Raw genomic sequence first — 15,045 nt, forward strand, 5'->3', positions numbered from 1 at the left:
TAACCCATAATTTAGATTTTATCCCTGTATTATTGGGCAGAACCTTCTTCGTGCTCTTTCTCTAACCAATTTCAAGGAATTAAACTAAAATTTTCATTTTAGGGGCATTTATTTTCTTAGCTTGATGGCTATGGGGTACCGCCAGCAAAACGCGGATTTACAACGTTAAGGATATTCCAGTATTAAAAATCCCAATCTCTCAGTGATTTAAATGAGAAATTGGGATTTAATTATTCAACGATTGGGTAGTTATCTACAGTATCAGCTCATAAAAGTTGAAAGAATGCACCTTTTATCGTTGATTACATGTAGTCATAGATACACGTATTAAGGACGTGACTTGAGCCCCCAGTGGGTACAATTGATACTTTAGGCTTAGTATGTTTTCCATCAGGCAACGAGCCTATCTATCACACCTACCGCGCTAACGCTTACTGTCCTTGAAGTTTAATCTGGAAGAAGTACACTTCCACACTAAACTTCAAGGTTGTTTCTTTCTCCAGTTACCCAAGTCTATTTCCCCATACCTTTGGATACGTTGAATACTATAAGAAATATCAGTATATAATGTTTCCACATAGATAGAAATCTGGTCGTTTTTGTATCATTACATACGTTAGATACGGTAGAAAAACATACTGTAGATAAGCGCCTGATTATGGAATAGTATAGAAGACTGACTAAAATACCCTTTATTAAAAATTTTAATAAAGGGTATGATCCAAAAAATTTATGCCTTTTTTTGCTTCCCATTCTTTTCTTAGGTCTTGTTTTGATAAATTTATAGCTGTTTTATCATTTTCACTCTCACCAAAACCAATAATTTTTTTATCATCTTTTTGATCATAAGAAGAATACGCGTGAAATAATCCATTTTTAAGCTTAAAAACAGCTGTTCTTATAGTATCCCCGATTTCGTCTTTAGTTTTTATATAGTAGAAGGTTGATGAAATTTGTGTCTCCATTTTTTCACACCTTTTTCAAATGATACCCTTTAGAAACATTTATATCTTTTTAACAAATTCAGATTTTAATTGCATAGCTCCAATACCATCAATTTTACAATCAATATCATGATCTCCGTCAACTAAACGTATATTTTTAACTTTTGTACCTATTTTTACGACTAATGAACTTCCTTTTACTTTAAGGTCTTTGATAACTGTTACAGAATCACCATCATTTAAGACATTTCCATTTGCATCTTTGAAAATCTTTTTATCTTCACTATTATCATTTTCTTTTTCTAATAAAGTCCACTCATGAGCACATTCTGGACAAACAAAAAGACTTCCGTCTTCGTAAGTGTATTCTGAACTACATTTTGGGCAATTTGGCACATTAACCATAATTTCTTTCCTCCATTCATTATTGTTAATTCTATATGAGAGTTAATTTCAATTTCCTTTTTTAAAACTTCGTAAGAATAGCAATTACGAACTTGAAAGCGAGTTCCTTATATGATTATATCCTGTCATGATCTCTTGAATTAGATGAAATTCATTTAAACTCTTTTCAAATTTGAAGAAAAGGTTATCCTTTTCTTTTTTTCTATTCCTCATTATCTGTATCATTGAATTTATCTAACATTGTTATCGTATCAACAAGGTGATTATTAAAAATTTGACGAGCAACACTGAGCAACTCAATAATCATAGGATCTCTTAAGGAATAAACGACCCGATTACCATCTTTGGTACCTGTAACTATATTTTTTGCTCTCAAGACTGTTAATTGCTGCGATACTGCCGAACCTTCACTTCCTACAAGATTTTGAATTTCATTTACATTTTTGTCTCCGTCAGCTAAAAGTTCAAGAATTCTTATTCTAAGTGGATGAGCAAGAGCTTTAAAAAATTCAGCTTTAAACCGTTGCATTTCTAAGTTCAATTTATTTCCCTCTCTTTCTAGATACAATTAAGATGTCGTAACTACTTTTCCTTTTTTTTCAATGTTCTCATGTGCACCCGAAAAGACTGTACATTCCCTAAAAGCAAAATGTTTGCATCCAAGACATTTGTCCTTATTTAGATGTTCAAGTGCAAAATCTATTGCATTTCCAGTACGATCAAAAAAACGCCCTTCTCCTATATATTCAAATAAACCTGTTTTTACTAGAACGCTTTTAGGTTGAGGTTTAATACCAGATATCAATACAACCCCGTGTTTGGAAAAATCCTTTACGATACTTGATAAATAAGATTCACCCGTTGTATCCATAAAAGGGACTTTTCCCATTCTTAAGAGTAAAACTCTCGGTTTGTAGTTGATCGTATTCATTATTGAGTGCTCAAACGCTTGAGCAGTCCCAAAAAATAAAGGACCTTCTACATTATAAATACTAATTTGAGGACAGTCACGAGCATCTGTCACCATTTTAGATTCCATCTTTTCATGTTTATTGTTTGGGTTAGGTAGTGCCTTGACTGTTACCGTAATATCGCTCATTCTTTTTGTAAATAAAACCACTGCTAATAAAAGACCTATTTCAACAGCAACTGTAAGATTAACAAAAACCGTTAATAAAAAAGTAACAACTAGAACAAGTGAATCTTCCGTTTTTGTTTTTAACACGTGATAAAATACATGCCTCTCACTCATGTTCCACGCTACAACCATTAAGATAGGGGCCATACTGGCTAATGGGATACTTGAAGCATAAGGAGCAAGAAGTACTAATACTAACAAAACGACAATTCCATGAATCATTCCGGAAAATGGCGAGAACGCACCATTTTTGATATTTGTCGCTGTTCTGGCTATGGCTCCTGTTGCAGGAATTCCACCAAATAAAGGAGTAATCATATTAGCGATACCTTGACCAATTAATTCTCGATTACTATTATGCTTACTATTTGTCATACCATCAGCGACCACTGCAGATAATAAAGATTCGATACCCCCAAGCAATGCAATTACAAAAGCTGGCCCAATTAATTGTTGCACGCGTTCAAAGGTCATTTCAGGTACCTTAAAATGAGGTAAGGCACTTGGAATCTCACCAAATGTTGAGCCAATTGTGGCTATTTGATTAGGATAAAATATGCTGGCTATCACTGTAGAAAATAATAATCCTATTAGTGGTCCTGGAACCTTCGGGGAAAATTTTGGCGTTAACAAGACCGCAATAAGGCATATTCCAGCAGTTAATACACTATAAAAATTAATAGAATGAATGTGAATGATAATTTCTCTGATATTACTTAAAAAGGTTTCATGTTTTTCTACCCCTGTAAGGCCTAGAAAATTAGCAATCTGACCCACAAAAATAATGACGGCTATTCCTGATGTGAAGCCTATAGTCACTGGCCTTGGAATGAATTTAATTAATGAACCAAGTTTAAAAATCCCCATTAAAAATAGGATAATACCTGCAAAAAATCCAGCAATTAATAAGTTTTCATATCCATAAGTCATGACTATTCCAAATAAAATAGGAATAAAGGCTCCTGTAGGTCCACCAATTTGATACCTTGACCCACCAAATAGTGAAATTAAAATACCTGCAATAATTGTAGTATATATTCCATATTCGGGTTTAACACCAGAAGCAATTGCAAACGCCATACCCAAAGGTATAGCAATGACACCAACGACTAGACCAGACAATAGGTCTTTTTGAAAATTCGGTAAAGAATACCCATTATATCTCCCAGTAAAAAACCATTTATGTTGCATAACCAACCCTTCTTCGTTTATAATATTTGCATATCTCTATATCTGATTATTTGAATATATTATGATATGAATTTACACTGTTTCCTTAATTATGTCAAAAGGAATTTTTGAGGTGAAATACATGAGAATAGGAGCAAGGGTTTTGTTTAATAACACAATATATAAAATTTTATATATTTTATCCAACGGGATATTTTAAACATACTATTAACCCAATTAATCTCAAACGAACAATCGAAAAAGTACAAGAACAAAAAGTAGAACAACGGTAGAGTATGTGTCTTTTCTCTTTTCGTAATATAATTATTGCTTTTCAACATTGGATAAGAGACTACAATACCTGCTCCTACTGCTGAACGCCTATATAATAAACAAAGTAGTTTTTGAAGGTACTTACTGAGTGTTTTGCTTAAGTTAAGGAATATTTTAAATACCTATTGCACTTTTTGGAACTAATTGACTTCCTTTTTACCTGTGCTCTCATTATGTCCAAGCACCAGCCTAAGAACATAATTAATGGAAATAGGAAATATCCCCCTTTATAGAAAGATAGAATTACTAGTAAGGATGGTGGGGAAATGGACATAAAATCTTACAAGGATAAAGACGGGAACAAGGTTGTTATAGGTGATCTAGTTGAGGTCATTTATCATGAACCTAATGTCGAAAAAATAGGTAAGGTAGTAGCTATAGAAAAAATAGGTCACTATGTTTGGATAAACTTAGAGGGGGAAGGACATATTTGGATGCGGGGCACAAGGCATACTAGAAAATTATACTAAATGGGCAGAACTAAGAGGTGGACAATGTGGGCAGAATAACGTTCATAGGTACGTGGATGGATACATAGTTACCTGTTTGCCATGGTCGGATTGGGTAAAAAATTGGTTAATCTAAGGGAGAAATTTAATTGCGGATGGAGCGAATAAGTTGAGTATAGAAATAAAAAGAGAAGACATTATCCAATATGGATTGAAGGTACTTCAATTAGTTGGGTCACATTATATTTGTGAGGTTTGTATAAAAAGTGGGAACTCTTGTTGTCAAGGGTGTGAGCTTTTAAAAGACGGTTTAGGGTGCCAAAAAAGAAATACTAGTTGTACTGCTTGGTTATGTGGTTTACAAAAATTCTTTTTAAATGAAATTGAATTGTTAGATGAGTGGGAAAACTTATGGGAACAGGTCCCTGGACAATGGTTCCGTAGGGATAACACCCCAGAAACAATAAAAATAAAATCATTACTTAATCATGAACAGTTAGATAGTAAAATAGGAAAACTGATGGCTGAAAAGTTAGAATTGTTTGTAAAAGAGGGAGGAAATATAGATAAGTTAGAAAGAAAGTTGAACCTAGATTTTGATCTTAGAAATTCAGAAAACTTTATATAGAAGATAGTAAGGTCATGTAAATTTATAAATAAAATCATTTAGTTATATAAATATTTGAGGAGGAACTATAAAAATGGCGAATTTTTTGATTGTAAGCTTAGTCATTATCTTTATTATCTTAATATTAAGTTTAACCACTACATCGAAAGCATACCAATATAAACATACTATTGACCCAGTTGATCCCCATTCAGCTGCTAACAATTCAAAAAAACAAGAAAATGACAATCAACAACGATAGAACAGTGTATCAAACGGTTGTTCCATTTCAGTTTTTTTGTTTCCTTATAATAAAAAGAGCACAATAATAAAATTCAGAAATTTCCTATTACTCAAGTATTTCCTAATGTTAAGGAAAGGTTACTTTCGTTATTAGTTACTTATAAACATCATTCCTACATCGGCTCTGACAGATTCCGTAAGCCCCGAGTAGCTGTTGTAATTCACTAGGTCTATTAATTCTTAAATTTCTTTTTTAAATTTCATTAAAGGATGTTTGAATGAGACCATTATTAACTTTTCGCTCAACAGCGTTACGGTAAATATCTACTAATAAATCATTCGATACTAACATCTCCAAGGATCTATCATTTATTATAACCTCAAATATATACTCTTTTTTTAATATTATGTGATTTATCGGTTTTATTATGTAACATCCATTAAACGGATATACAAGGTTCTTATTTAAAAATACATCGTTGATAAAATCAACGTTTCAAGCTTCTTCAGAATCCTCTTACTACATAAAAAATTGGTTTTATGCAACCTCTATTTCCTGTATTAATCTTACAAAGGTAACCTAATAACGTTTTTAAACAACGCTAATAATGTATTTATTTACTGGTTTAAATATCTTTATTGTCATTTAACAACAGTAATGTAAGGTATTTTTCATATTATGGTTACTGTCAAAAAGTATACTTTATGACACGTTGGAAAACAGATAATATTCTGTGTGTCAAAAAGTGTGCTTTTTTATTTTGAAACATTTCATTTTGTTGATATACTTTTTGACATAGTTTAATAGTTTAGGAGTTGATATTTTTGAAACTAGGGTACGCTCGCGTTTCTGCTAAGGATCAAAATCCAGAACGGCAGCTTAAAAAATTCCGTGAACTTGGAATTGAAGAACGTTATATCTTTATTGACAAGCAAAGTGGAAAAGATTTTAATCGGCCGCAGTATCAGGCGATGCTTTTAATCATTCGCGAAGGGGATTTGATATATCTTGATGCACTGGACCGATTAGGTCGGGACTATGATGGTATTATTCGAGAGTGGAAGTATATTACACGGCAGCTAAACGCAGATATCGTGGTACTAGAAAATGAGACGCTTTTTGATAGCCGAAAATTCCGAAGAATGGGCGATCTTGGAAAGTTAATGGAGGACCAATTTTTAAGCCTGCTTTCTTATGTAGCCGAGCAAGAACGTAAAAAAAATAAGCAACGGCAAGCCGAAGGAATTGAAGTGGCAAAGAAGAAGGGTGTGAGATTTGGGCGACGTAAGTACGAGATTAATGCAGATTTTATTCGGGTGTATGATGAGTGGAAATCTGGATCAATCACTGCGACGGAAGGAATGAAGCGTCTTGATTTAAAGCCAAATACTTTTTATCGACGTGTAAAGGAGTATGAAAATCAAAGAAAGGAGCAGATACCTTGCGCGGTAAAGAACTTCTTACAACAGACCAGCGACAAGAATGGATGACCCCTCCCAATGGTGAATGGGAGCTTGCTACTTACTATACCTTCTCGCAACATGATTTGGAAATCATAAATCGTCACCGACGAGACTACAACCGGTTAGGCTTTGCTGTCCAATTAGCACTACTCCGTTATCCAGGATGGAGCTTAACTGATATAAAGGAGATCCCCGACTTCTTGCTTGACTATTTGGCAAAACAGTTGGATATTGAGCCAGGAGTATTTTCCTTATAGGCCTAGTGACAGGGTTCCTGCTGTAGACCGCAAAGTAACTTTGGAGAAGTAATAAAATCCTATTTTTTTAGTTCTTCAAGCTTTCTTCTATTGACTGCTCTGTATAAGGAACCTTGTGATATTCCAGTTGCCGAGACAATCTCCTTTATGGAATATTCCTCACTATCATACATCCTTAGCGCAACAGCAAGCTTTTCTTTATCCAACTTGGGTCTACCTAATGTTTTCCCACGCCTTTTACTTGCTTCAAGTCCTTCCTTTACTTTCTCAGCAATAAGGTTTCTTTCTAATTCTGCAATGACACACATCATTTGGAACATGGCTTTGCCTGTAGAGGTTCTTGTATCCATATTTTCTTTTAAAGAAATGAATTGCACCCCCATCTCTTCTAACTGGGGTAGCGTCAGGAAAATGCGGATTTACAACGATAAGGAATTTCCAATATAAAAAGCCTGATTTCCCATCACCTAAATTGAGAAATTAGGCTCTTTTTTCGTTACTCCATAAACAGCATTCTATTACTGAATATGTAATTTACTTCGGGATAACAGGGACCCAGAGTTCGTGTCTTGGTTTATGCTTCGGACCGTAATAACATTCTATACACGGTAAATTTGCAAGTTCATACTCGGAGGTAGGGACCCACTCGGAATATAAACGTTTCCATGCATCCACTATGTTCGGAAAAACTGCCCATGTACTTGCGGGAATAATAAGCGTCTCCATATTTTCTGGGGATTCCCCATCGTATCTTACGCCCATGAAATAGGAAAATTGTTCATCTGTTATGGCAGCTTCTTTTCCGCAAACCCCCAGAAGGCTTTCAAGCGTGCATTTTGGATTTTCCCATGACATATCTACTAGTTCTTGCGTAAATCCATCTTTTTTCGCAGTGTTCCAAAGCGTAGGGATTGTTTTAAATGCTCTGCTTGTTTTTACTGGCTTACTTTTTCCAACAATTCTTAATTCAAAATCAAGGTTTTCAATTCTGTACTCCATCTCGGTATCTCCTTTAATAGAAATTTGAAAGGAAATTCTGGGAAAGGCTTTTAACTGTACCCCTCTATTACGAGCATTGGAAGGGGTTACTCCATGCATTTTTTGAAAAGCACGTGAGAAAGTATCAGAAGAAACATAACCATATTTAATTGCCACATCAATGATCCGAATATCACTTTTTTGAATTTCAAATGCTGCGAGTGTTAACCGTCTACGTCTAATATATTCTGATAGCGATATACCTGAGATTGAAGAGAACATTCTTGAAAAATGAAACTCAGAACAATTAGCTGCTTTTGCAATCTCTTTGTAGTCTATTTCTTCATTCAAGCTATTTTCAATGTAGTTTAACGCATTGTTCATTCTTTCTAGCCAATCCATAAGTTTACTCCCTTTCAATATTTACTTTAAAACAAAATAGATAATAATTGCCGACATTTCATGCCTAAAAATGTTGGTATCAAAAAATAAACCTTTTGATAGAATCAGGACAAACTATTTGTTTCCTTCCGATAGGCTTAGTGACAGGGTAGCTGCTCTAGTCCGCAAGATTATTTCCAATAAAAGTAAAGTTGTTTTTTGATAATTTCGATAAGTATTGTTGATAGCTCACTATGTCGAAATTTATACTGTTTATAAAATGACATAGTGAGAAGAGGGAAACCATTGAAGAGAAATTGGAATCAAAATGAACTCGATGAACATTTTAGTTTATTGCCAAATGAAAATCACTTAGTGCTAAGTAAGAAAACAAGCGCAAACCGTTTAGGGTTTGCTGTCCTTCTTAAATATTTCCAACAGGAAGCACAGTTTCCTAACAAGAAGCAAGATGTGCCCAAAGAAGTTGTCCAACATGTAGCTGATCAAGTAGATGCTTCGGTAGAGGACTTTTTTGACAACTATGGTTGGGGTGGAAAAGAAAGAAGTTATACGGAACATCGAAAGGCAATACGTAACCTTTTTGGATTTCGAGAACTTACTGCAAACGACAAACATCTCTTCGCAGAGTGGTTAGGAGAACAGGTTCAGTTTACACATGATACCGACTACTTGAAAAATCAAGCATACAGTTTCTTTCGTACGTGGAAAGTTGAACCTCCTTCATTAGGAAGTTTGAAGCGAATGATTGAATCTGCTATCGATCATTTTGAAAAGAATTTATATAAAATGACCTATCAACAACTTTCTCCTAAGACCTGTTCACGATTAGATGCCTTTCTTGAATCACACTCTGATGAAGGGTCCGATGGTTATTTCGAAGCTAAAATTCCTGATGAAGAAAACAACGACATTTTAACCTTTCGCCAGTTGCTATCCTCTCCAGGCAAACCAAGTGTAAGTACGATGGAAATGGAAATCAAAAAACTATTAGCCATTCAACATCTTCAAATCCCTGATGGTTTATGTAAACAGATGTCTCCTAAACTAGTAAAAAAATATCGACTACGTGCAGCTACCGAAACCGTAACGGAATTGCGTGCTCACCCTGCACCTATACGCTATACCCTTCTTGCCATTTTATTTTCGCATCGTCATGAGGAAGTCATTGATTATTTAGCTGATTTATTGGATGAAATTGCGCTAAAATTCGGAAATAAGGCCAAAAATACAACCCGAAAAGAAGCAGTAGAAGAATTAGAAAGAGTCCAAGGGAAAAATAAACATATTGTCAATTTATTAAAAGCGACCGTAGATAACCCAGAAGGGGTCATTCAAGATACTCTATTCCCTATTGTTAGCTCTGATATGATTCGGGATATTATTAAGGACATGACAAAAAATAACCGGGAATACAAAGAAAAAATCTATACGAAAATGCACGCTTCTTACCAAGGTCATTATCGAAAGTCCCTTTCTAAAATTTTAAACAACCTTACTTTTCGCTCAAATAATCAAGTTCATCAGCCGATTATCGAGGCTATCCAACTAATGTTGATTTAAAATAAAGTCTGCTAATTTGTAAAAAAGTTCGATAATTTATAATAAAGTTTGATTAAAATTCCTGTATCAATGCAGGAATTTTTCATTCCGCAATCGGGCCATTTTGTTGTATAAGCAGAAGCTTCTGAGGTTGTCGAAGTAGTATTATATCTGATTTTATTTTTGTACAAAAGAGCAGCAGTTTACTTTAATGGGGGGTAATGTCAATGGAGAAGAATACCGGTGTAACATTTCAAGTGAGAATTACTGATTATGAAAAGGGGATAAAGTGGTATGAAAAGCTTTTTAACAGGAAACCTGACTTCATACCACACGGGGACTTTGCAGAGTGGGAGATTGTTCCTAACACGTGGCTTCAGGTTGCTAAAGGTGAACCAACAAATGGGAATGGTCCATTGAGGTTAGGTGTAGAAGACATTGAAAATGAAAGAAGAAGGCTTGTGGAAGTTTTAAACATAGAGATAGAAAGTGTTAACACCAGAGAAGGTGTCCCAGCTGCTTGGTGTTCTTTTGAAGACCCATACGGAAATAGGATTGGCTTGTATCAAGAAATTTAATGTAAAGTAATACATAGTTTAGACTTTATTCCAGACTAGGGCGCGTTTCTCTAAGAAATACGTCTGTTTTCATTTAAGGGACAGATTGTCAAAGTTTACTGGCTAAAAGATATTTAGAGGTTAATTTTTTTAAAAAAGACTAAATAGGCAGGATCATCTAACCTGCTTGTTGAAAATTAGAAATAACTTATCATGGAGGATGTCAATATGCAAAAAGTGGTTCCTGCATTCCGCATTACTGATTATAAAAAGAGTAAGGCGTTTTACGTAGAAGGAATGGGATTTCAAATTGATTGGGAGCATCGGTTTGAACCTGATTTTCCTGTTTTTGTTCAGATCACTAAGGACGAAATGACTATTTATTTAACTGAACATACTGGAGACTGCGAAACGGGTGGGTTAATTCACTTATTTGTTCCCAATGTTGATAAATGGTACTACGAATTAAAGAGTAAAAAAGATATCCGTATTACGGAACCTCCAAATGAGGATCTTGAAGGACTTCGTATGATGACAGTCGTAGATCCTGATGGAAATCAATTACGCATATGTACTCGTTTATAAACAATCTTTTAATACTAATTTAAAGGGTTTGATCTCCAGCAATAGGGCTCATTCGCGGAATAAGCCTTGCGCATATTGTTGATTCATCGGGCGCTATTCCCTAATAAGGAGAAGCACCCATCTTGCATATTAGGGCCATTTTGTTGAACAAGGAAATGAATTGGTACTAAGCATATCAAGGTGGTTTTACACGATAAAATATATTGCTTAGGGAACGTACGTTTGCTAGAATAAAGTAAACGACAGAGGGTGAGTTTAATGAGCAATTTAGTGCTTCGGAATATGGATGAGGATGACCTTCCTATTTTTTTTAAGCATCAACGGGACAGTGAGGCAAACCAAATGGCCGCCTTTACAAGTAAGGACCCTAATGATTGGAATAGCTTCGCTGAACACTGGAACAAAATACTTACGAATAAGAATATTATTAAGCAAACTATCATTGTTGAGAACACCGTAGTTGGCCATATTGTACACTTCGAGCAGTCCGGAAAACCAGAAGTAACCTATTGGATTGGAAAGGAATACTGGGGTAAGGGAATCGCAACCAACGCTTTACAAGAATTTCTAAAACAGGTTTCAATTCGTCCACTTTATGCTCGCGCTGCAAAAGACAATACTGGATCCATAAAGGTTTTAAAAAGATGTGGGTTCATGATTTCGGGTGAAGATAGCGGGTATGCAAACGCGCGTGGTAAGGATGTTGAAGAGTTTATTCTCACCCTTAACTAAAGAAATTCAAACTATAGTGTTTATTGTGTTTATTCCTTTATAGGGCGCAGTTGTTGAATAAGCATTGCGCCGTTAAAGGGCCAGATTGTGTAATAATTAATAATAAGCCTACCCCTCAATCAAATAGAGGATTAAGGGGTAAGCTGATATTAAACAAATAATTATTTTTTTACAGCATGGATGTAATGAATCGTTTCAAAGGCTTTTAAATAATCCAAACGATCGCTAAAGAATTTATTATTTATAACATCGGGTGATAAATGTTCGTAAATAAGTAATCCTGCATCTTCTAACAATATTTCTATTTCGTCATAAGTAAAACATGATTTCATTGGTTCGCCACTAGCGGATGCCATTTGCACCATATTCTGAACTCGGTTAGACAATCCTTTTTCTTCAAATAGTTTATCATCTGCATAATCAAAAACGATGGAACTTCCCAATGGAATCTCTGCAAATAATTCTTTAATTAAATTTGAAATTTCTTCTTTTGTTAAGTAATAGGAAACACCTAAGAGACTATAAAAGGTTTTTTTGTTTGGTTGAAAACCCTCATCAATAAGGTTTTGTAGGATAATATCTTTGGTGAAATCCATTGGAACAAAGTGAAAATTATAAGGAATTTGATAATTAGATTTGGCTAGCCTATTCCTTTTAAAATCTTGTGTAGACGGATAATCAACTTCAAATATTTCCAACTTAGGGTCTAATTCTGGGTTCCGAAAACAAAATGTATCCAATCCAGCTCCTAGAATGACATATTGTTCAGCTCCTAGTACTATCTCATGGAATAATACTTTTTCACAATAGGCAGCACGTGCTAATGGAGTTGGTGAGAGTTGAACTTGTGTAATCCATTTTAATATTTCATCGGGTTGATCTTGAAATTTTATAGCAATTTCATGATTAAAAAATTGAATTCCTTGAATCATGTTTTTACGAATATCTTCAAATTCCTTTTGGGTAATTAAATCTTTTGCAATATAATCATCAAAAATCTTTGGTGTGTCATATTTACTATGGTATGCTCGACCAAAAGCTGAAATTAAGGAAGTTAAACTGGATTCATTTTTCTCCATACATTGATTCCCCCATATAATAAAAATAAGATTCCCCTGGCCAGGAGAATCTTATTATATACGAAAATATAATAACTGTAAATTATAGCATAATTAAATTATTTTGTCAATAATATTGACTTGTATTTAAATGTTATCTCATGAAAAAATCAAAAAATACAATACAACAATCGGGCGCAATTATTGAATAAGGTTATACCAGAATCGGGCCAGATAACGGAATAAGAATTAGCAATGAACTTCTAAATCCGCGGGACATATGATGGGTTTATAATCATATATCTTTGGAGGTATGTTTTAATGAATAACCCTTTTTATATGTATCCTTATTATTCGAACACTTATTATAGTAATGGGCAAATGTGTAATCATGATAATATGTTTGGTCTTGGCTATGGAAATATGTCATATGCTAGGCGCTATGCAAATCAATATTGGTCATATCCAAACACTCAGGGATATACTAGTTCCATATTAAATGACCATGGAAAAGAACCTTTTGTAATAAATATCAATCAGGCTGCTAAACAAAATAATACCTATCGAGATACTATATGGACCGGAAGTCATTTGCAGGTGACCTTAATGAGTATTGACGTTGGAGATGATATAGGGTTGGAAATTCACCCTAAGGTTGATCAATTTCTACGAATTGAGGAAGGTCAAGGACTTGTTCAGATGGGTAAGAGTAAAGATAACCTGAATTTTGTAAGAAATGCGGGTGATGATTTTGCCATTATAGTACCTGCCAATACTTGGCATAATGTAACCAATACAGGTAATATACCGTTAAAGCTTTATTCAATTTATGCACCACCTAATCATCCTTTTGGTACTGTTCATAGAACAAAGGCAGATGCCGAAGGTTAGAAATCTATAGTCTTCTGGAATCGGGCGCAATTATTGAATAAGGTTATACCAGAATCGGGCCATTTTGTGGAATAAGCAGGAACTCGTTCAAGAATTTCCATTATTATTTAAGCATGCTATTTCAATTAACTGTCTGGTAAATAAAGAGTATTGCTTTTGACTGAAAACTTATCAATCCATATTAATTTTTAAATATGTTGAAACTTGTGAAAAAATAAAATGTGTTACAGTATGTGCGATTGGATTTACTTCATCAATAAACTTTTCTGTTTTATCGAACGTTTCAAATTGCATTTTAAGCATATAACACGCACTTCCTGCTATTCGATAACAGAATTCGACGTTTGGAAGTTTCTCAATATAATTTTTAAAAGATTTATAGTCACCATTTTTAACTGTTGCTTCAATTATGCATTGGATTGGTAAACCTAATTTTTCATAATTCACTTCTAAAGTATATTTTTTTATAACTCCAAATGATTCCATTTGCCTTACCCGTTCTGTTACTGATGGGGAGGACAGATTCACCCTTCTCCCAAGCTCGCTCATTGATAGACGGCTGTTATTAAGTAGTTCATCTAAAATTTTTTTATCAATATCATCTATTTTCATTTTTAAAGTCTATCCCCAATAATCGTTAATTTTATAAAAGATTAATTTGATAATCGTTATAAATTTAATTTGTTTTAGTGATTTTATTTTTTATAATTAATTTGTAATTAAATATAACAGGGAGGTACCTATATGGCAAGGATTGTTGGATCTAATTTCGGGGAAACACATTTTCAGAGACTATTGGGGCATAATAAAGAAGTAATGGAAGGATGGAATCAGTTAGGAAATGTGTTAGAAAAAGATGGACTACTAACATCTGAATTAAAGGAACAAGTAAGGAGAACATTAGCCCAAAGTAACGGATGTGAGTATTGTAAGGCGAAAGGAAAACCTGATCCAGATAAGTTTAATGAAAAAACTTCTATTGCAGTAGGATTTGCAGAAGTCTTTTTAAAACAAAAGGGTGACATAGCTGATTCATCTTTTGATATTTTAAAAGAATATTTCACTGAAGAGGAAATAAGTGAATTATGTGCATTTATCTCTTTTACAACTGCTTCACAATATTTTGGTGCAATGATGAAATTAGAACCTTTAAATTAATATTCTATTCATTCCATTATCGGGCGCGATTGTTGAGCAACACAGGTAGAAAATGATCAAACTTTTTTATAAAAACCAAACTTAAATCTGCTAAAGAAGAATCCTTTTTGATTAATCTTTTTTTCAAATGGATTC

17 protein-coding genes and 2 pseudogenes are annotated in these 15,045 nt (G+C 34.1%); 11 read left to right on the forward strand and 8 right to left on the reverse strand.

Features of this window, described 5'->3' with window-relative positions:
- Positions 1 to 704: 704 nt before the first annotated feature.
- From LG276_RS05290 to LG276_RS05305, 4 genes are all read right to left on the reverse strand, one after another.
- Positions 705 to 965, reverse strand: a complete 261-nt coding sequence (locus LG276_RS05290) for a hypothetical protein (protein WP_251162689.1) — start codon at positions 963 to 965, stop codon at positions 705 to 707.
- A 39-nt stretch (positions 966 to 1,004) separates the two neighbouring features.
- A complete protein-coding gene (locus tag LG276_RS05295; protein ID WP_251162688.1) occupies positions 1,005 to 1,349 on the reverse strand; it encodes a zinc ribbon domain-containing protein YjdM in 345 nt (114 codons plus the stop codon).
- Between the two features lie 202 nt (positions 1,350 to 1,551).
- Complete coding sequence (locus tag LG276_RS05300) at positions 1,552 to 1,890, reverse strand: metalloregulator ArsR/SmtB family transcription factor (RefSeq protein ID WP_251162687.1); 339 nt, start codon at positions 1,888 to 1,890, stop codon at positions 1,552 to 1,554.
- A gap of 27 nt (positions 1,891 to 1,917) precedes the next feature.
- Positions 1,918 to 3,678: a SulP family inorganic anion transporter gene (locus tag LG276_RS05305; RefSeq protein ID WP_251162686.1), complete on the reverse strand. Its 1,761-nt coding sequence runs from the start codon at positions 3,676 to 3,678 to the stop codon at positions 1,918 to 1,920.
- Between the two features lie 578 nt (positions 3,679 to 4,256).
- Between LG276_RS05305 and LG276_RS05310 the strand changes: the two genes are divergently transcribed.
- The 5 genes and pseudogenes from LG276_RS05310 to LG276_RS05330 form a co-directional block, all read left to right on the forward strand.
- Positions 4,257 to 4,460, forward strand: a complete 204-nt coding sequence (locus tag LG276_RS05310; protein WP_251162685.1) for a hypothetical protein — start codon at positions 4,257 to 4,259, stop codon at positions 4,458 to 4,460.
- A 148-nt stretch (positions 4,461 to 4,608) separates the two neighbouring features.
- Positions 4,609 to 5,067 (forward strand): DNA mismatch repair protein, encoded by a 459-nt coding sequence (locus LG276_RS05315; RefSeq protein WP_251162684.1) that lies wholly within the window; start codon positions 4,609 to 4,611, stop codon positions 5,065 to 5,067.
- A gap of 73 nt (positions 5,068 to 5,140) precedes the next feature.
- Positions 5,141 to 5,308: a YtzI protein gene (gene ytzI, locus LG276_RS05320; RefSeq protein WP_251162683.1), complete on the forward strand. Its 168-nt coding sequence runs from the start codon at positions 5,141 to 5,143 to the stop codon at positions 5,306 to 5,308.
- An 806-nt stretch (positions 5,309 to 6,114) separates the two neighbouring features.
- Positions 6,115 to 6,780 carry a recombinase family protein gene (locus LG276_RS05325; RefSeq protein WP_251162682.1) on the forward strand — a complete coding sequence of 222 codons (666 nt, stop codon included), beginning with the start codon at positions 6,115 to 6,117 and terminating at the stop codon, positions 6,778 to 6,780.
- Positions 6,777 to 7,007: pseudogene (locus LG276_RS05330) on the forward strand (DUF4158 domain-containing protein); the annotation flags it as partial. The gene LG276_RS05325 and the pseudogene LG276_RS05330, both read left to right, overlap by 4 nt.
- Before the next feature lie 62 nt (positions 7,008 to 7,069).
- Here the strand turns inward: LG276_RS05330 and LG276_RS05335 are convergent.
- Both LG276_RS05335 and LG276_RS05340 read right to left on the reverse strand, forming a co-directional pair.
- Positions 7,070 to 7,405: pseudogene (locus LG276_RS05335) on the reverse strand (recombinase family protein); the annotation flags it as partial.
- A gap of 139 nt (positions 7,406 to 7,544) precedes the next feature.
- Positions 7,545 to 8,390, reverse strand: coding sequence for a GyrI-like domain-containing protein (locus tag LG276_RS05340; protein ID WP_404293733.1), 846 nt, complete (start codon positions 8,388 to 8,390; stop codon positions 7,545 to 7,547).
- A gap of 285 nt (positions 8,391 to 8,675) precedes the next feature.
- On the opposite strand from LG276_RS05340, the gene LG276_RS05345 reads away from it, so the two are divergent.
- The 4 genes from LG276_RS05345 to LG276_RS05360 all read left to right on the forward strand — a co-directional run bounded on the left by LG276_RS05345 (position 8,676) and on the right by LG276_RS05360 (position 11,803).
- Positions 8,676 to 9,950, forward strand: coding sequence for a DUF4158 domain-containing protein (locus LG276_RS05345; RefSeq protein ID WP_223254523.1), 1,275 nt, complete (start codon positions 8,676 to 8,678; stop codon positions 9,948 to 9,950).
- A gap of 206 nt (positions 9,951 to 10,156) precedes the next feature.
- Complete coding sequence (locus LG276_RS05350) at positions 10,157 to 10,507, forward strand: VOC family protein (RefSeq protein ID WP_141130782.1); 351 nt, start codon at positions 10,157 to 10,159, stop codon at positions 10,505 to 10,507.
- 207 nt (positions 10,508 to 10,714) lie between these two features.
- Positions 10,715 to 11,071: a glyoxalase superfamily protein gene (locus LG276_RS05355; protein WP_036578620.1), complete on the forward strand. Its 357-nt coding sequence runs from the start codon at positions 10,715 to 10,717 to the stop codon at positions 11,069 to 11,071.
- Between the two features lie 258 nt (positions 11,072 to 11,329).
- Complete coding sequence (locus LG276_RS05360; protein ID WP_404293735.1) at positions 11,330 to 11,803, forward strand: GNAT family N-acetyltransferase; 474 nt, start codon at positions 11,330 to 11,332, stop codon at positions 11,801 to 11,803.
- A gap of 161 nt (positions 11,804 to 11,964) precedes the next feature.
- On the opposite strand, the gene LG276_RS05365 is transcribed toward LG276_RS05360, so the two are convergent.
- A complete protein-coding gene (locus tag LG276_RS05365) occupies positions 11,965 to 12,882 on the reverse strand; it encodes a class I SAM-dependent methyltransferase (RefSeq protein WP_224938870.1) in 918 nt (305 codons plus the stop codon).
- Positions 12,883 to 13,182: 300 nt separating this feature from the next.
- Here LG276_RS05365 and LG276_RS05370 point away from each other — a divergent pair, with 300 nt between their 5' ends.
- Positions 13,183 to 13,752, forward strand: a complete 570-nt coding sequence (locus LG276_RS05370; RefSeq protein WP_223254522.1) for a cupin domain-containing protein — start codon at positions 13,183 to 13,185, stop codon at positions 13,750 to 13,752.
- A 171-nt stretch (positions 13,753 to 13,923) separates the two neighbouring features.
- Here LG276_RS05370 and LG276_RS05375 read toward each other — a convergent pair whose 3' ends face one another.
- The gene (locus LG276_RS05375; protein WP_116354207.1) at positions 13,924 to 14,364 is read right to left on the reverse strand and encodes an Lrp/AsnC family transcriptional regulator; all 441 of its coding nucleotides are present in this window, start codon (positions 14,362 to 14,364) and stop codon (positions 13,924 to 13,926) included.
- 132 nt (positions 14,365 to 14,496) lie between these two features.
- Between LG276_RS05375 and LG276_RS05380 the strand changes: the two genes are divergently transcribed.
- Positions 14,497 to 14,910: a carboxymuconolactone decarboxylase family protein gene (locus LG276_RS05380; RefSeq protein ID WP_116354206.1), complete on the forward strand. Its 414-nt coding sequence runs from the start codon at positions 14,497 to 14,499 to the stop codon at positions 14,908 to 14,910.
- The last annotated feature ends 135 nt before the right edge of the window (positions 14,911 to 15,045 follow it).

It is taken from the genome of Cytobacillus kochii, from assembly GCF_044790165.1.
GTDB classification, from domain to species: domain Bacteria; phylum Bacillota; class Bacilli; order Bacillales; family Cytobacillaceae; genus Cytobacillus; species Cytobacillus kochii.